This is a genomic window from Tautonia sociabilis (genome assembly GCF_003977685.1).
In the GTDB taxonomy this organism is placed as follows: Bacteria; Planctomycetota; Planctomycetia; order Isosphaerales; family Isosphaeraceae; genus Tautonia; species Tautonia sociabilis.
Genome location: NZ_RYZH01000038.1, coordinates 1 through 16,476, shown reverse-complemented (window position 1 = coordinate 16,476; position 16,476 = coordinate 1). Strand labels below are relative to the sequence as shown.

Genomic DNA, 16,476 nt, shown 5'->3' with positions numbered 1-16,476 from the left:
GCTGGTCGGCGATCGGTCGATCGTCCCCCCATCCTACCCGACGATTCCCCTTGCCGGCGGATCAGAATTCGTAGGTGTCCTCGTCCTCGTCCTCGTCGCCATCGTTGTCCTCGCCCCGGAGCTTCCGGAACAGGGACGCGAGGCGGTCCCGGAAGGCGCCGAGGGGAGGGGGGCGGTCGGAGCCGACCTCGAGGGCCGACGATCGGTCGGCGGTTGCCTGGGAGCGGTGGTCGGTGTCGGCGATCCGGAAGGACTGGCGCACCAGCCCGACGAAGGCGTCGACGACGCGGCGGGCCTCGTCGTCGTCCATCAGGATGGCGGCGACGGCGGCCCTCATGCTCGCCTCGGCCCGCTGCATCGAGCCCTCGGGGATGGCGTCCCGGCCGCCGGCGGTGACGTTGCCGAAGCGGTCGGTGCGCAGCGCGGCGTGGAGGATGAAGTCCTCCTCGGCGTGCTTCAGCTCGGAGAAGAGGTGGCGGTTCCCCTCGTGCTTGAAGGTCGACTCCAACTGGCGGCCAGGCATCGCGTCGAGGCCGATCCGGGCGATCGCCTGCTGGAGCAGCTTGCGCTGGCCGCGGTGGTCCTGGGAGTCTGACATCGCCCGATCACCCCCGGCCGCGGCTGGTGGCCTCGACCTCGGAGAGGTAGGCCAGCGTCCGGTCGAGCTGGTCCTTCAGGTGCCGGACGCGAAGCAGGCTCTTGACCCGGCAGAGCAGCTCGACCTTGTTGACCGGCTTGGTCAGGAAGTCGTCGGTGCCGGCCTGGACGCCGCGCTCGAAGTCGGCGGCCTCGTTCAGGGCGGTGACGATCAGGATCAGTGTGCTGCTGGTCGTCGGGTCGGGGTCGGATCGGATCGTCCGGCAGACCTCGAAGCCGGAGACGCGGGGCATCATCACGTCGAGCAGCACCAGGTCCGGCTTGCGCTCTCGGACGACCCGGAGCGTCTCCTCGCCATCGAAGGCGGTGAGGATGTCGCAGTCCAGGTCGGAGAGATACGCCTCAAGCAGCTCGACGTTCTGCGCGTGGTCGTCGGCGATCAGGATCACCGGCCGATCCGTCGTGGTTTCCATGCGAGGCCTTCGCCCGGGGACCGCGATGAGGGCAAGGGGCCGGCCCGAGCCAAGGGGCCGGCCCTCGAACGATCCGAAAGGGGGCCGGGGGCGTCCCTGTCGCGTCGAGTCTATCAGTTCCGAGGAGTCGGAGGAATGGGGTTTCCGAGGGGCCGCCCTCCGCGCCGACCGCCCCGGCCGACTTGCCCCAAGCCGTTCGTGGTGTAAGACTTGATTCGGGGTCGTCTGGCAAATGTCCGGGGTGCCCCTCGCCCCCCGCCCGCCGGTGGCGTAAGAATTCCATGATACGGACCTCCTCCCCCGGGGGGAGGCCGATCGCCGCTCTCGGGGACGCATCCCCGGATCCCCCCGCACCGCGGACGATCCTCGATCGATCGACTCCTGGGAGGTCTGGACGTGCCCCTCCGCGATTTCGACCGCCAATTGCTCGACCGCTGCCTGAGGCACGAGCCCGGCTCGTGGATCGAGTTCGTCGACCGCTACATGGGCCTGATCTATCACGTCATCCACCACGTCGCCTACGCCCGGAGCGTCTCGCTCTCCCCGGCCGACGTCGAGGACATCTGCGCCGAGATCCTCCTGCGCATCGTCGATGACGATTATGGCGTGCTCCGCCGCTTCAAGGCCCAGAGCTCGCTGCCCACCTACCTGACCGTCGTCGCCCGCCGCATCTGCGTCAAGGAGCTGGTCAAGCGCCGGCGAGAGGCCTCCCTCGGCCACGCCACCGCCCACCGCGCCGCCCTGGTCACCGAGGAGGAGGACCTGGTCGAGCCGATCGCCTCGGCCGAGGAGGTCGAGGCCATGCTCCGCCTGCTCCCCGAGCGGGAGGCCCGGGTCGTCCGCCTCTACCACCTGTCGTTCCTCAACTACCGGCAGATCGGCAAGGAGCTGGACATCCCCGAGAACTCGGTCGGCCCCATCCTCGCCAAGGCCCGACGCTCGCTCCGGGAGGCGGCCGAGGAACGCGCTCGCTGATCGGGAGCCGCTCCGGCGATCTCCCGGCGAGGGGGCCGGCTCGACTCAGGGGGCCTGAGCGCCGTCCCCCCCCGCCGGGGCCTTGCGGCCGGCCGATCCGGGAGCGACGATGAGCGGCGGACCCGGATGCCGGAGACGACGCATGCCCCGACCGATCCCGGCGGCCCTCGCCCTGCTGGCGGCGATCGCTCCGATCGCCCTCGCCGACGACTTCGACCGCCTCGAAGGCCGAGTGCTCGAGGAGATCCCCGGCGGGCCGATCGCGACGGCGCACCCGCAGCTCACCGTCGCCGAGCTGGCGGGCTTGCCGAACGTGCTCGGCCGAATCCGGTCGGCCGTGCTGGTCGTCCGGACCGATCAGGGCAACCCGGCCCGGGTGCTGATCTCCCCCGGATTCCGGCCGGCTCCGGTGCCCGAAGGGGCCGATCCCGAAGACCGGCCCAAGCCGGCGCCGATCCTGATCCTCGAACGCTTCGCCACCTTCGAGGCCGCCGGCGGCGCCGCTCCCGACCGGATCGCCGCCGGCCGGGACGTCTTCCTCTTCGACGGCTTCCGGTTCGACCTGGACTCCGGCCAGGTCGTTCCCGAAGGGCAGGGGGGGGACCTGCGGTTCGTCGCCTCGGGAGAGGGGGAGCCCCTGCTGGAGGCGATCGGAGGCGCGACGCTCTACACCCTCGACCAGGCCCCCGAGTTCCCCGACGCCGAGCCCGGCTCTCCTTCCCCCGGGCGGGTGATCCTGCCGGGAGACTACGCCGGGAGGTTCCGGCTGTTCGCCGACGGTTCGCTCTCGGGAACGCTGACCCTGGCGGTCGAGGGGAGGACCGTCTCCGGCTCGTTCCGATCGGACCAGACGGGATCGGCCTACGAGGTCCGCGGCGAGGTCGTCGCCGGCCCGGACCCGATCGTCCGGTTCTCGGTCCAGTTCCCCCGGGCCAGGCAGGAGTACGAGGGGCTCCTCTTCTCCGAAGGAAAGGGGGCGATGGCCGGCACCGTCCTGCTCCTCGACCGGGACCGGCCCTTCTTCGCGATCCGGGACGGAGGGGACCTCTCCTCGGCCGGGGGAGCAGGGCCGGCCGCTCCGTAGAGCGGGGGCCGCCCTCTCGCGGTGGCCCCGGGAGAAGAGAAGGCGGGGAGACGGCGACATCGGGGATGGCTTCGTTCGGGCCATCGTCGGCGTCCGCGCGGTTCTCAGAGCGATCCGGCCCAAGCCAATCCGATCCGATCCGATCCGATCCCTTCCTCCCACGCTGGAGCTGACCGCATGGACTTCCAGTTCCCCCGGTGCCAGGCCCTCCCCGGCGTCGACCGGGCCTCCTTGCAGATCGAAGGCCGGGAGGTGGTGGGCTACAACTTCGCCCCGGGCACTGCTCGGCCGTTCTTCTACCCGATGCTCGGCCCCTCGGGCCGGATGCTCACCCGGATGGGCCACCCGAACCCGGTCGGGCACGAGCACCACAAGTCGGTCTGGTTCGGGCACCAGTTCGTCGACGGCATCAACTTCTGGGGGGAGGAGCCCGGCCGAGACGTGCAGGTCCGGCACCGCCGCGTGCTCTGGTACGAGGACGGCAACGACTGGTCCGCGCTGGCCGCCGAGCTGGACTGGTACGCCGAGGGCTCGGTTCGGCTGCAGCAGTTGCTCATCGCTGCCGTCGAGCCGATGGGAGCCAACGGCGACTTCGCCCTCGACCTGCAATCCCGCTTCACCTCCCCCGACGGCCGGCCGATCGAGCTGGGCAAGACGAATTTCGGCTTCCTCGGCGTCCGGGTCGCCAAGACGATCAGCGAGCAGTTCGGCGGCGGCCTCCTGACCAACGCCGAGGGGATGACCGGGGAAGACGCCCTCTTCGCCCAGCGGAGCCGATGGGTCGACTACTCCGGCCCCTCGGCCCCCGGAGTCGTCGAGGGGATCGGCTACCTCGACCACCCCGACAACCCCGGCCACCCGACCCACTGGCACGTCCGCCGAGACGGCTGGATGGAGGCCGCCTTCTGCCTGGCCGAGCCCTACGGCGTCGCCGTCGACCACCCGCTCGACCTCCGCTACCGCCTGCTCGTCCACAACGGGCCCGCCGACCGATCGGCCCTCGACGCCTCCTGGGACCGCTTCGCCTCGACTCCCCCCTTTGTCTTCGAGCCCGCCTCCCGGGGCGCCTTCCCGACGATCCGACGCGGATCGACCTCCTGACGCGAATCGCGTCGACGGAACACCCAGGGAGCCAAGGATATCCGGAACGCGCCGGCGGCGGGAGGACCTCCCCCCCGGTGCCGTCCTCGGCGATCGGGGACGGATCGCATCGGCCAGCTCGTTCGGGCCGGATCGCGCCGGGTTCCGAGCATTGTTTGACCGAGGGGAGGGAAATCGGGAGCGACGGCCGGTTCGCTGTCGCTCAACTCTCCCGGGGGACTCCATCCGCCCGACCCCTGCGCCGATGATCAATCCTGGGAGGGGTGTTCAACGGGTGTCGATCGAGTACACTGCGGATGCCCCTCCATCGGGACCGCTCCCCCTGTCGGCTTGATCTCCCAGGATCGCGATTCGGTGAGAAGCGCATGATCCGAGACCCCGAGACACGAGGGGCGCCCGCCCCGTCCAGGCCCCGATCCTTCCGGGCGATCGCCCCTCGGTTGCTGCCGCTGGCGATTCTCGTCTGGTCCGGCCCCGCCCTCCAGGCCGTCGGCGAGGAGCCCTGGAGCCGAGATCGCTTCGAGGAGCAGATCCTGCCCATCCTCGAGGATCATTGCTACTCCTGCCACGGCCTGGGGATCACCAAGGGCGGCGTCGATCTCGAGGGCCTCGCCGCCGCCGACGACTGGAAGGCCGCCGGGAGCCAGGAAACCTGGCTCGCCGTCCTCAAGAACGTCCGATCCGGCTTGATGCCGCCGCTGGGAGAGCCCAGGCCCTCGGACGAGCAGGAGCGGCTGCTCCAGGACTGGATCAAGTTCGGCGCCCTCGGCATCGACCCCGAGCAGCCCGACCCCGGCCGGGTCACGGTCCGCCGCCTCAACCGGGTCGAGTACCGCAACACGATCCGGGACCTCATCGGCGTCGATTACGACACCACCGCCGAGTTCCCCCCGGACGACACCGGCCACGGCTTCGACACGATCGGCGAGGTGCTCACCATCTCCCCGCTGCTGATGGAGAAGTACATCGCCGCCGCCCAGGAGATCATCGGCCGGGTCGTGCCCACCACCTCGGGGATCGTCCCCGAGCGGAAGCTCCCCGGCTCCCGCTTCCGGGCCGAGGGAGAGGAGGAGGAGCCGGACGATCGCCGGAGCAGGCGAGGCTCCCGGTCGCTCTCCTACGACGAGCCGAAGACCGTCTCGACCACCGTGGAGGTCCCGCACGACGCCCGCTACCACCTGATCTTCTCCCTCTCGGCGCACGAGCAGTACGTCGCGGGTCAGCCCGACCTGAACTCCTGCCTGGTGACCCTCCGGGCCGACGGCGAGGAGCTGCTCCGCCGCGAGTTCACCCGGCAGTCCGGCGCCTCGTACCGCCTCGAATTCGACCGCGACTGGGAGGCCGGCCCGCACGAGCTGTCGGTCGAGCTGGAGCCGGTCGAGTCGGACGCCGAGCAGGTCGGCTCGCTCACCCTCCGCATCGACGAGCTGACGGTGCGGGGACCGTTCGACGAAAAGTACCTCGTCCGGCCGGCGAACTACGACCGCTTCTTCCCCGAGCCCGTCCCCGACGACCCCGACGCCCGCCGCCAGTACGCCCGGGCGCTGCTCTCCCGGTTCGCCTCCCGGGCCTTCCGCCGCCCGGTCGGCGACGAGACGGCCGACCGGCTCGCCGACCTGGCCCTGGCCGTCGCGTCCGAGGAGGGCCGGACCTTCGAGGCCGGCGTCGCCCAGGCGATGGTCGCCGTGCTCGCCTCCCCCCGGTTCCTCTTCCGCGAGGAAGGGATCGAGCCGGGCTCGACCGGACCGTTCCCGCTGATCGACGAGTACGCGCTGGCCTCCCGCCTGTCGTACTTCCTCTGGTCGACGATGCCCGACGACGAGCTGTTCCGCCTGGCCGAGCAGGGCACGCTCCGGGAGAACCTGGCGGCGCAGGTCGACCGGATGCTGGCCGACCGCCGCTCCGATCAGTTCCTCCGCAACTTCGTCGGCCAGTGGCTCCAGGTCCGGGACGTGGAGGGGGTGCCGATCAACGCCTTCGCCGTCCTCTCCCGGGATCGCCCCGAGGACCCCGAGGCCGAGCGCCGCCGCGACCGCTTCCGGGAGCTTCGCCAGAAGCCCGCCGAGGAGCTGACCGACGACGAGAAGGCCGAGCTGGAACGCATCCGGGACGAGTTCCGCCGCTCCTTCGAGCGCTTCCGCCGCTTCGAGTTCGACGGCGAGCTCCGCCGCGCCATGCGCCGAGAGACCGAGCTGCTCTTCGAGCACGTCGTCCGGGAGGATCGCAGCCTCGTCGAGTTGCTCGACAGCGACTACACGTTCCTCAACGAGCGCCTGGCCGAGCTGTACGGCATCGAGGGGATCGAGGGAGACGAGATGCGCCGAGTCGACCTGCCCCCGGACAGCCCCCGGGGGGGGATCCTCACCCAGGGGACCGTGCTGGCGGTCACGTCGAACCCCGACCGCACGTCCCCCGTCAAGCGCGGCCTGTTCATCCTGGAGAACATCCTCGGCACTCCTCCCGCCCCTCCGCCGCCGAACATTCCCTCGCTGGAAGAGGCCGGCAAGGGGATCGAGGGACGCACACCGACCCTGCGCGAGGCCCTGGAGCTGCACCGCAGCCAACCGCTGTGCAACTCCTGCCACAACCGGATGGACCCGCTCGGCCTGGCCCTGGAGAACTTCAACGCCCTGGGCATGTACCGAGAGGTCGATCGCAGCGGGCCGATCGACCCGGCCGGCACGCTCATCACCGGAGAGTCGTTCGCCAGCGTCCAGGAACTCAAGCGCGTGCTGGCCGAGGACCGCCGCCGGGACTTCTACCGCTGCCTGACCGAGAAGCTGCTCACCTACGCCCTCGGCCGAGGCCTGGAGGCCCCCGACGTCCAGACCGTCGACACCCTCGTCGATCGCCTGGAGGCCGCCGGCGGCCGGCCGTCCGCCCTGATCGCCGGCATCATCGAATCCCCCTCGTTCCAGCGCCGCCGTTCCCCCTCCTCCCCCGAGGCCGCCGCCGGCCTCGAACCGGGGCCGGGAACGCCGGTCGGGGGCGAATGAGCAACCCCCTCGGGGTGAAGTGAAGTGAAGTGATCGGAGTCAATGGAAAATGCCCGGATGACCCGAGGCGGAGACGGTTGACGCGGCGCTGGGGTCATCAGGCGGGTGTCGGAGGATGACGAGCCCCGGTTGGACGCCCCTTCGCCCTCCGGGATTCGCCCCCCAGCCGCCGTTACCCTCCCCCGGACCCGAGATCGACCATTCCGCACGCGTTCCGGTTCTTGGCCGACAGCGATCGGCGTTCCCCCATTCCCAACCCCGGGAGGCCAGGCCATGCCCCTCCGACCCGACCGCCTCGACCCGATTGCCGCCAACCCCGGCCTGAGCCGGCGCCGGTTCCTTCGCGGCCTGGGGGCGTGCGTGGCCCTGCCGGCCCTGGCGTCGCTGCGGCCTTCCGGGGCGCTGGCCGCGCCGGCCGGCCCGATGCTGGCGACGGCCCCTTCGGGAGCCCCGCTGCGGGCCGCGTTCGTCTTCTTCCCCAACGGCGCCATCCCCGGAACCTGGTGGCCCGAGCGGGAAGGGCGGGGGGCGGATCTGGCCTTGAGCCGGACGCTCCAGCCGCTGGAGCCGGTTCGAGACCTCGTCCAGGTCCTCGGCGGGCTCGACCACAAAACCGCCGTCGCCGGCCCCGACGGCGCCGGGGACCACGCCCGGGGCAACGGCACCTTCCTCACCGGCGTTCGCCTGAACAAGAGCGCCACCGACATCCGCGCCGGCGTCTCCATCGACCAGGAGATCGCCCGCCGGATCGGCCACCTGACGCGCTTCCCCTCGCTGGAGCTTTCCTGCGAGCCGGCCCGGAAGTCCGGCTCGTGCGACTCGGGCTACTCCTGCGCCTACCAGTTCAACCTTTCCTGGAGCTCCCCCACCACGCCGCTGGCGCCGGAGTCCAACCCCCGGCTCGCCTTCGAGCGCCTCTTCGGCGAGGGGCCTCCCGGCGAGCGCAACGCCAGCCTCCAGCGGCGACGGGCCGAGCAGCGTTCGGTCCTCGATTTCGTCATGGACGAGGCCCGCTCCATGCGGCGCCGGCTCGACGCGGACGACCGCCACAAGCTCGACCAGTACCTGACCGGCGTTCGCGAGATCGAGCAGCGCATCGAGCAGGCCGAGCGCTTCGGGCCGGTCCAGGACCCCGGGATCGACACCCCTCCGGGCGTCCCTCCCGACTTCGCCGAGTACGTCCGGCTGATGTACGACATGATGCTGCTGGCCTTCCAGACCGACTCCACCCGGGTGGCCACCTTCCTGCTCTCGCACGACGGCAGCAACCGCTCCTTCGACTTCATCGGCATCCCCGAGGGGCATCACGACCTCTCGCACCACCAGAACAAGCAGGAGTGGATGGATAAGCTGGCCGACATCGACCGCTGGTACGTCCAGCAGTTCGCCGGCTTCCTCGCTCGCCTCCGAGACACCCCGGACGCCGACGGCAACTCGTTGCTGCACAACTGCATGATCGTCTACGGCAGCGGCAACGCCGACTCCAATCGGCACACCCACGACAACCTGCCCGTCCTCCTCGCTGGCGGCGGCGGCGGCACCCTGACCGCGGGGCGGTACGTCAACCACCGCTCCCAGCCGATGACGAACCTCTTCCTCAGCATGGCCGACCGCATGGGCCTCACCGACCTCGAGCGCTTCGGCGACTCCACCGGCCGGCTCGGCGACCTCTGAGGACGGCGCGGAGTGCAGCGGAGTGGAGCCCTCGGGCGACCGACCGGCCAGTGACCGACTGCCGCCGAGCCGAGCCGAGCGGGGCGGGGCCTCGACGACCCGAGGCTCCGCCCCGCCCCGTTCGGTTCGAGTTCGAGGTTCGTGTTCGCGCCGGGAAACTCGCGAGCGGAGCTTCGGTTGAAGGGGGGGAACCCGGTCGGATAGAATCGGCTCCCGGCGATCCGTATCCTAGGATCCCCTCGGGATGCGGCCTCCGGCCGCGGCGAGAACCGCAGATCCGGGATCGAGGGTGACGGTCCGGCCCATGAGCGAGTCCCTGACCGAACAACCCGCCCCCATTCCCGCCTCGGACTCGGACTCGGCCGACCTGAAGCGCCTGGTGCTGGTTGTCTTCGCCCTGGCGCTGGCGACCCGGGCGGCCTGGGCGGCGGCCATGCCGATCGCCCTGGTTTCCGACTCCTGGGCGTATGACACGCTGGCCAAAAACCTCGCCGAGCACGGCGGCTACTTCCTGTTCGAGCCGGATCGGCCGACCGCCTTCTGGCCCGTCGGCGGCCCGGCGCTGTACGCCCTGGCGTACCTGCTTCTGGGGCCGGGTCGGACGGCGATCCTGGCGACGAACCTGGTTGTCGGCGTCTCCTGGGTGGTGCTGACGGCGGTGCTCACCCGGTCGTGGTTCGGCCGTCGGGCGGCCTGGGTGGCCGGCCTGGCGCTGGCGCTCTGGCCGAGCCAGATCCAGAGCACCACGCTGCTGCTCAGCGAGCCGCTGTTCAATCTCCTGCTGGTCCTGATGCTCCTGGGCTGGGGCCGGCTCCCGGCGTCCCGGCCGATGCTCCGGGGTCTGGCGCTCGGCCCGGTGATGGCCGCCCTGGCCTACACGCGGCCGATTGGCGCCCTGCTGCCGATGGTCATGGCCTGGTGCCGCCTGCTCTCGGCCGATCGGCCCCGAGCCGAGGTGCCCCGGCTGGCCGTCGAGGTGGCCACGAGCCTGGCGGTCATGGCGGTGCTCATCGCCCCCTGGACCGCCCGGAATTACCGGGCCTTCGGCCAGCCCGTCATTCTCCAGAGCAGCGGCGGCACCAACCTCTGGAACGGCAATCACCCGCCGGGAGAGGAGCCGTCGGACTGGGATCCGGCCGTCATCGGCGCCGACCCCTCGGAGCTGAACGAGGCCGAGCTCTCCTCGGCCAAGAAGCGCGTGGCCCTCGACTACATCCGGAGCCAGCCCCTGGCGTTTCTGGGCCGGTGTGCCCGTCGGGTCGTGCTCCTGCACGACCGGGAGACGATCACGGTCGTCTGGAACGAGCAGGGGCTTCGGGACCGGTTCGGGCCGGGGGTGATTACGCCGTTGAAGGCGGCCAGTTCCGCCTACTGGCTGGCGGTGCTGGCGGCCGCGCTCGTTGGCTCGGGCCTGCTGCTGGTCCGGGTTGGGCCGATCCGGTGGGCGGGACACCCGGCCATCGTGCTCTGGGGCTACTTCTCCGCCGTCTACGTGATCACCACGGCGTTCGACCGCTACCACTTCACCAGCCTTCCGATGGTCGCCGCTCTGGCCGGCTACGCGGCGGCTTGGCTCTCCGGCGCACCGATCCGGGAGGCGGTCGGCCCTCCCGACCGGGACGTCGAGGCCGAGGGCCCCGGCCCCCTCGAACCCGAGGCCGTCGGCCATCGCCGGTGAACCCCCGGCGACGGCTCCCGAGCCGAGCAACCCCGCACCCCGGTCGACTTCAGGGCGAGTCATGATGCTGGATCGGTCCCTCCTCTCGGTCGTCGTCCCCATCTACAACGAGGAGGCGACCCTCCCCGAGCTGGAACGCCGCCTGCCCTCGGCCGTCGAGGGGCTGGGGTTCGACGACTGCGAGTTCCTGCTCATCTCCGACGGCAGCGCCGACGCCTCGGAGGACCTCATCCGCCAGATGGCCGCCCGGGATCCCCGCTACCGAGGCATCTTCCTCACCCGGAACTTCGGCCACCAGGCCGCCGTCTCCACCGGCCTGACCTACGCCCGGGGCTCCGTCGTCGCCATCATCGACGGCGACCTGCAGGATCCTCCCGAGGCCATCGCCACGCTCATCGACGCTCTGGAGCACGGCGCCGACGTCGCCTACGGCATCCGCAGCAAGCGCAAGGAGCACCTCTTCAAGCGGGCCGCCTACTTCACCTTCTACCGGATGCTCCGGGCGCTGTCGGCCATCGACATCCCGCTGGACACCGGAGACTTCTGCGTCATGCGCCGCCGGGTCGTCGAGGCGATGCTCACCCTTCCCGAGCGGAACCGGTTCGTCCGGGGTCTGCGCGCCTGGGTCGGCTACCAGCAGGTGGGAGTCCCCTACGAGCGGGCCGCCCGCTTCGCCGGGGCGCCGAAGTACACGCTGCGGAAGCTGCTGGGCCTGGCCTACGACGGCCTCTTCTCGTTCACCAACCTGCCGGTTCGCCTGATCCAGATGGCCGGCTTCCTGCTCTCGGGGGTGGCGATCCTCATCGCCATCAGCTACGTCGTCTGGTTCTACCTCGCCCCCGAGCAGTTCCCCCCCGGCTTCGCCAGCCTGATGGTGTCCATCTGGTTCTTCGCCGGGGTCCAGTTGCTCTGCCTGGGGATCGTCGGCGAGTACGTCGTCCGGACCTGCTCCGAGGTCCGCGCCCGCCCGATCGCGCTGGTCCGAGAGGTCGTCGGCCAGCCGACGGCCGGCCCCACCCCGGTCGGCGCTCCGGCCTCTCCCCGGAAGGGAGACGGCGACAGCGACAGCGACAGCGACAGCCCTCGCGACGACTCGTTCTGAGCCGGTTCGCCCGGTTTCCGGGGTTCGGTTCGCCCCGGAGGGCCGGCCGCGCCGGCCGGCACCCGATTCCCCCGGGGATGGCGCCTTCCCCGACCGCGGAATCGGTGGTAGAACTGGGCGTTGTTGAACGCCTGTCGAACAGCGACGCCTCCCGAACCGAGAGGGATGCCCCATGATCCGGGTGCTCGGCGGCCCGAAGCGGCTCTGCGACGGGATGACTCGGCGGGACCTGCTGCACGTCGGCTCGCTCGGGCTGCTCGGCCTGGGCCTGGGCCTGGGGGGCCGGGGGACGCCGGCCGTCGCCTCGGGGGGATCGTCCCCCTTGCCCGGCTTCGGCCGGGCGAAGTCCTGCATCCTGCTCTACCTGTACGGGGCCCCCAGCCAGCTCGAGACCTTCGACCCCAAGCCCGACGCCCCCGAGGGGATCCGCGGCGAGCTGGGGACGATCTCCAGCGTCGTGCCCGGCCTCAATCTCGGCGAGGGCCTGCCCGAGCTCTCCCGGGTGATGGACAAGGTGACGGTCCTGCGCTCCGTGACCCACCCGTACCCGATCCACGGCGTCGCCTTCGCCACCACGGGCATCCCCCGGATCGAGCTGCCGATGGAGCTCAACCCGAGGGACCCCCGCCACTGGCCCTACATCGGCTCGGTCGTCGAGGCCGTCGACCGCCGCTCCGCCCCCGAGGGGGCCGTCCCTGCCGTCCCCCGCAACATCGGCCTCCCCTGGGCCTTCAGCGCCCGTCGCGTGGGAGAGGTCGCTCGGGCCGGCCCGTACGGCGGCTTCCTCGGCCCGTCGGCCGACCCCGTCTGGGCCGACTTCGACGGCGAGGGGACCGTCTCCACCCGCAAGACCCTCGCCGAGAAGGTCTGGGAGGGGCCCGAGCCGTATCGCGGCATCGACCCCGCCGGCCGCTTCCGCCTGGCCGAGGTCACTGGCCGGCCCCCGGAGCTGACGATCGACCGCCTCGACCGCCGCCGCTCCCTCCTGGAGCAGATCGAGCGTGCCCGGCCCGCCCTCGACGAGGCGATCGAGCGCACCGGGCTCGACGAGCACCGCGCGATAGCCCTCGGCATGGTCCGCTCCGGCTCGCTGGCCCGCGCCTTCGATCTCTCGGAGGAATCCCCCTCCACCCGGGACCTCTACGGCATGACCCTCTTCGGCCAGGCCAGCCTGACCGCCCGCCGCCTGGTCGAGGCCGGAGGCCGGTTCGTCTCCGTCTTCTGGGACGAGTACGGCCTGGCCGGCACCGGCTGGGACACGCACTGGGACCACTACCCCCGCATGAAGGACGAGCTGCTCCCGGGGCTGGACCGCACCCTCTCCGGCCTGCTCGTCGACCTCGACCGCCGCGGCCTGCTCGACGAGACGCTCGTCGCCGTCCTCTCCGAACACGGGCGCACCCCGCGCATCAGCCACACGCGGGGGGGAGGCCGAGACCACTGGTCGCGCTGCTACTCCCTGCTCCTGGCCGGCGGCGGCATCGCCCGGGGCCGAGTCGTCGGCCAGTCCGACCGGATCGCCTCCGACCCGGCCGAGCACCCCGTCTCTCCCAAGGACGTCCTCGCCACCATCCTCCACCTGCTCGGGATCGACCCCGCCTCCGAGTGGACCGACCTCCAGGGCCGCCCGCTCCCCCTGGTGGCCGAGGCCCGCGTCATCGCCGAGGCCCTCGCCTGATCCCCGGCCCCCCCCCCCCCCCCCCCCCCCCCCCCCCCCCTTCCGATCGCATCGGCCACCATGCCGGCGTTCTCTGGTAGAATGGTGTGATCACCTTCGGGCCCTCGACGATCCGAGGCGACGCACCGTGGCACACCAAGGTCTCGAACGCTTCTGGCAAGCGAGCGGCGCATCGGCACCGTTCCGCCTGCTCATCTGGGAGCGCGGCTGTCGCGAGCCCACCGAGCGGCTCCTGAGGCGGCCGTTCGCGATCGTCGGCCGCGCCTCCCCGGCCGACCTGGTGCTGGATCACCCCCAGGTCAGCCGCCGGCACGCCCTGCTGCAACTCATCGGCGGCCGGCCGTTCTGCCTGGATCTGGGGAGCCGATCGGCGATCAGCTGGGGAGGCGTCCCGAGGCGATCCGGCTGGATCGAGCCGGGCCGGCCGGTCGAGATCGGCCCGTTTCGCATCGGGCTCGACGACCCGGGCGGTTCTTTGGCCCCTCTTTCCGATCCCCTGGGGGACCCGACGGCGACCTCCTCCCTCGTCTGGCTGGAGGACCAGGGAGAGCCGGGCAGCGGCCGGCACCGGCTCCCGATCGACCGCACCCTGACCACCGTCGGTCGCGGGCCGGACTGCCGCCTGAACCTGGGGGACCTGAGCGTCTCCCGACTGCATTGCGCTCTGCTGCGTCTGGGTGAGACCTGCTGGATCGTCGACCTCTGCGGCCGGGGAGGCATCGAGGTCAATGGCTCCCGGCGACCCTGGGCCCCGATCCGGCACGGGGACCAACTCCAGGTCGGCCGCTTTCGGTTCGCCGTCCGGATCGAGCCGGCGCGGCCGCCGGGCCTGCACGCTCCCTCGAGGCCGCTCCCCCTGGCCCTGCCCGGCCCCATCCCCCAACAAACCAACGCGCTCTCCTCGCTGCCCCCGCTGCCCGAGCCGGTCGCCATCGAACTCGACCTTCCCGAGACCGACCTCGCCACCCGGGCGATGATCGCCCCCCTGATCGACCAGTTCGCGCTCATGCAGCAGCAATTGTTCGATCAGTACCATCATTCCATGATGGAGATGATGTCGGTGTTTGTCCGGCTGCACCGCGATCAGCAGGGGCTGGTCGACCGGGAGCTTCGGAAGATCCGGAGGCTGACCCGGGAGGTGCGTTCGCTTCGCGAGGAGCTGGGCCGCCATCGAGTCGAGGGGGACCCGCCGGAGTTCTCGGAGGCGGAGCCGAGGCCCAACCCGGCGCCCGACCCGATTGATCCCCGGTTGCGGCCGACCGCCCGGGGGGCCCCCGAGGAGTACCGAGCCGCCCAGGCCCGGATCATCGCCCGGCTGAACGAACTGCAGCGGGAGCGCCAGGGGCGCTGGCAACGCCTGCTCGGCCGGCTTGCCGGCGGCGGAGGAGGAGGCGGCGGGTCGCCCTGATCGGGGCTTCGGAGTGGGGCGAGATCGAGGGGCGAGGCCGTGCTCCGGCGCTCGAGGATGACCGGCCGTTGGTTCGGGGCGACGCGGCCCTGGCCATCCTCGGAGCCCTGGTCGTGGGCGGGATCCGGGCTCAGCTGGCCGGCGGCTTGGGCTCGGGGGGAGTGGGGCGGCTATGCCCGTGGGCGTAGGAACGGTACTTGGCGCGCTTTGATGTCTTGGTGTAGTCACCCATCTCCAGGGCGGCCTCGGTGCTGGAGATGGCTCGGCTCTCCTCGGCGATGGCGAAGGTGCAGGGGGCGGCGTTGACCCATCGAGCGGCGTCTTTCAGCAGGGCCCGGGAGGCGGCGATGTCGCCGCGGTCGATGGCGAGGGCGGCCTCTTTCTGAGCGCGGGCGGCCATGAGCAGGGCCTCCTGCTCGACGACCTCGGCGTGCTCGGGCATGCCGGCCCACCACTCCAGGGGCATCGTCTCGGGGGCGGCGTAGGAGGCGGGCCGCTCGAAGCGGATGCCCCCCTCGGGGCCATCCCACGAGAGGAGGAAGGCGCACAGGGGGCCCGGCCTGGCCTGAGGCGGGACGGAGAGGCGGATCAGGACGAGCACCGGCATGCCGGCGACGAGATTGGGCAGCATCAGGCGGCCGTCGGCCGAGCGCTGGAGGTCGTTGAGCACGTCGGAGACGACGACGCCGGGGCTCGGCTCGATCGCCAGCCGGACGCTCCGGCCGACGGTGGCCATGAGGCCGAGCAGCTCGGTCTGGAACAGGTCGGTGAGCATGGCCGGCGATTCGACGTAGTAATAGTTTCCGTCGCCGGCTCGGGCCATGGCCTCGAGCAGGTCCTCGTTGTAGTCGTCTCCCAGGCCGATCGTGGTGGTGCCCACGCCGCGCAGGGAGGCGGACTTCACCTCCAGGGCGATGGCGTTGGGGTCGGTCAGGCCGACGTTGGCCAGGCCGTCGGAGAGCAGGAGCACTCGGTTGAGGCCCCGCTCGATGCGGTGAGCCTCGGCCTGGCGGACCCCCTCGGCCCAGCCGCCGTGGAGGTTGGTGGAGGAGCGGGGGGTGATCAGGGCGATCTTGCGGAGGAGGCCGGGCTTGTCGACGGCCGGGGCGTTCTCGGCGATCGTCTCGACTTGGTCGTCGAAGGTGGTGATGCTGACGAGGTCCTCCGTCAGCAGTTGAGCGACGGCGAAGGAGGCGGCCTCCCGGGCGTAGTCGATCTTCCGGGAGGCGGCCATCGAGCCGGAGCGGTCGAGCACCAGCGCCAGGTTCAGCCGGGGGCGGGTGGGGGGGCGGTCGGGGCGGGGGGGCGTGATCTTCACGAGCAGATCAAGCGACACCGTGGCGTCGGAGCAGATCGCTGATTTCCTGGCGATGACCTCGATGTGCGGGGATTGCATGACGATCCTCCGTCGCGACGGCAAGAGACGCAAAGGGACAGTAGGGCAATCGCCCGGGAGCCGGGTCGCCGATCCTGGCGGCCGGGCTGGAAGTCAGGAGGGGACGGATCGCCCTGGGGGATGCCTGGGGGCGTCCTGGGGCGGGGAATAATCTAGGCAGTCGAAGAAGCGCGGGGAGGTCGGACATGAATCGTGCTCTCCGCGTTCTCCCATTTCAGCCAAAGGCGCGGCCGGGCACAAGGTCAGAGAGGCAAGAGGTCAGAGGTCAGAGGTCAGAGGTCAGAGGTCAGAGGTCAGAGGTCAGAGGTCAGAGG

General features: G+C 71.3%; 12 protein-coding genes. 9 read left to right on the top strand and 3 right to left on the bottom strand.

Annotated features, from left to right (window positions below; genetic code table 11):
* Positions 1-61: 61 nt before the first annotated feature.
* Positions 62-598 (bottom strand): hypothetical protein, encoded by a 537-nt coding sequence (locus TsocGM_RS17990; RefSeq protein WP_126726851.1) that lies wholly within the window; start codon positions 596-598, stop codon positions 62-64.
* Between the two features lie 7 nt (positions 599-605).
* Positions 606-1,070 (bottom strand): response regulator, encoded by a 465-nt coding sequence (locus tag TsocGM_RS17985; protein ID WP_126726850.1) that lies wholly within the window; start codon positions 1,068-1,070, stop codon positions 606-608.
* 396 nt (positions 1,071-1,466) lie between these two features.
* On the opposite strand from TsocGM_RS17985, the gene TsocGM_RS17980 reads away from it, so the two are divergent.
* The 9 genes from TsocGM_RS17980 to TsocGM_RS17940 all read left to right on the top strand — a co-directional run bounded on the left by TsocGM_RS17980 (position 1,467) and on the right by TsocGM_RS17940 (position 14,766).
* Positions 1,467-2,045, top strand: coding sequence for an RNA polymerase sigma factor (locus TsocGM_RS17980; RefSeq protein ID WP_126726849.1), 579 nt, complete (start codon positions 1,467-1,469; stop codon positions 2,043-2,045).
* A gap of 142 nt (positions 2,046-2,187) precedes the next feature.
* Positions 2,188-3,129, top strand: a complete 942-nt coding sequence (locus tag TsocGM_RS17975; protein ID WP_126726848.1) for a biopolymer transporter ExbD — start codon at positions 2,188-2,190, stop codon at positions 3,127-3,129.
* A 177-nt stretch (positions 3,130-3,306) separates the two neighbouring features.
* Positions 3,307-4,230: a DUF6807 domain-containing protein gene (locus TsocGM_RS17970; protein WP_126726847.1), complete on the top strand. Its 924-nt coding sequence runs from the start codon at positions 3,307-3,309 to the stop codon at positions 4,228-4,230.
* Positions 4,231-4,595: 365 nt separating this feature from the next.
* Complete coding sequence (locus tag TsocGM_RS17965; protein WP_158633615.1) at positions 4,596-7,226, top strand: DUF1592 domain-containing protein; 2,631 nt, start codon at positions 4,596-4,598, stop codon at positions 7,224-7,226.
* Positions 7,227-7,499: 273 nt separating this feature from the next.
* On the top strand, positions 7,500-8,900 hold the full coding sequence (locus tag TsocGM_RS17960) for a DUF1552 domain-containing protein (RefSeq protein WP_126726845.1): 1,401 nt from the start codon (positions 7,500-7,502) through the stop codon (positions 8,898-8,900).
* 304 nt (positions 8,901-9,204) lie between these two features.
* Positions 9,205-10,578 carry a hypothetical protein gene (locus TsocGM_RS17955; RefSeq protein WP_126726844.1) on the top strand — a complete coding sequence of 458 codons (1,374 nt, stop codon included), beginning with the start codon at positions 9,205-9,207 and terminating at the stop codon, positions 10,576-10,578.
* Between the two features lie 61 nt (positions 10,579-10,639).
* Complete coding sequence (locus TsocGM_RS17950; protein WP_126726843.1) at positions 10,640-11,680, top strand: glycosyltransferase family 2 protein; 1,041 nt, start codon at positions 10,640-10,642, stop codon at positions 11,678-11,680.
* A 172-nt stretch (positions 11,681-11,852) separates the two neighbouring features.
* On the top strand, positions 11,853-13,358 hold the full coding sequence (locus TsocGM_RS17945) for a DUF1501 domain-containing protein (RefSeq protein WP_126726842.1): 1,506 nt from the start codon (positions 11,853-11,855) through the stop codon (positions 13,356-13,358).
* 127 nt (positions 13,359-13,485) lie between these two features.
* Positions 13,486-14,766, top strand: coding sequence for an FHA domain-containing protein (locus TsocGM_RS17940; protein ID WP_126726841.1), 1,281 nt, complete (start codon positions 13,486-13,488; stop codon positions 14,764-14,766).
* Between the two features lie 130 nt (positions 14,767-14,896).
* Here TsocGM_RS17940 and TsocGM_RS17935 read toward each other — a convergent pair whose 3' ends face one another.
* Positions 14,897-16,162, bottom strand: coding sequence for a vWA domain-containing protein (locus TsocGM_RS17935; protein WP_126726840.1), 1,266 nt, complete (start codon positions 16,160-16,162; stop codon positions 14,897-14,899).
* Positions 16,163-16,476: the final 314 nt, after the last annotated feature.

What these genes read in the sequence shown, in the direction of transcription:
- TsocGM_RS17990 (WP_126726851.1), bottom strand. Translation starts at nt 598, where the DNA reads ATGTCAGACTCCCAGGACCACCGCGGCCAGCGCAAGCTGCTCCAGCAG.
- TsocGM_RS17985 (WP_126726850.1), bottom strand. Translation starts at nt 1,070, where the DNA reads ATGGAAACCACGACGGATCGGCCGGTGATCCTGATCGCCGACGACCAC.
- TsocGM_RS17975 (WP_126726848.1), top strand. Translation starts at nt 2,188, where the DNA reads ATGCCCCGACCGATCCCGGCGGCCCTCGCCCTGCTGGCGGCGATCGCT.
- TsocGM_RS17970 (WP_126726847.1), top strand. Translation starts at nt 3,307, where the DNA reads ATGGACTTCCAGTTCCCCCGGTGCCAGGCCCTCCCCGGCGTCGACCGG.
- TsocGM_RS17965 (WP_158633615.1), top strand. Translation starts at nt 4,596, where the DNA reads ATGATCCGAGACCCCGAGACACGAGGGGCGCCCGCCCCGTCCAGGCCC.
- TsocGM_RS17960 (WP_126726845.1), top strand. Translation starts at nt 7,500, where the DNA reads ATGCCCCTCCGACCCGACCGCCTCGACCCGATTGCCGCCAACCCCGGC.
- TsocGM_RS17955 (WP_126726844.1), top strand. Translation starts at nt 9,205, where the DNA reads ATGAGCGAGTCCCTGACCGAACAACCCGCCCCCATTCCCGCCTCGGAC.
- TsocGM_RS17950 (WP_126726843.1), top strand. Translation starts at nt 10,640, where the DNA reads ATGATGCTGGATCGGTCCCTCCTCTCGGTCGTCGTCCCCATCTACAAC.
- TsocGM_RS17945 (WP_126726842.1), top strand. Translation starts at nt 11,853, where the DNA reads ATGATCCGGGTGCTCGGCGGCCCGAAGCGGCTCTGCGACGGGATGACT.
- TsocGM_RS17935 (WP_126726840.1), bottom strand. Translation starts at nt 16,162, where the DNA reads ATGCAATCCCCGCACATCGAGGTCATCGCCAGGAAATCAGCGATCTGC.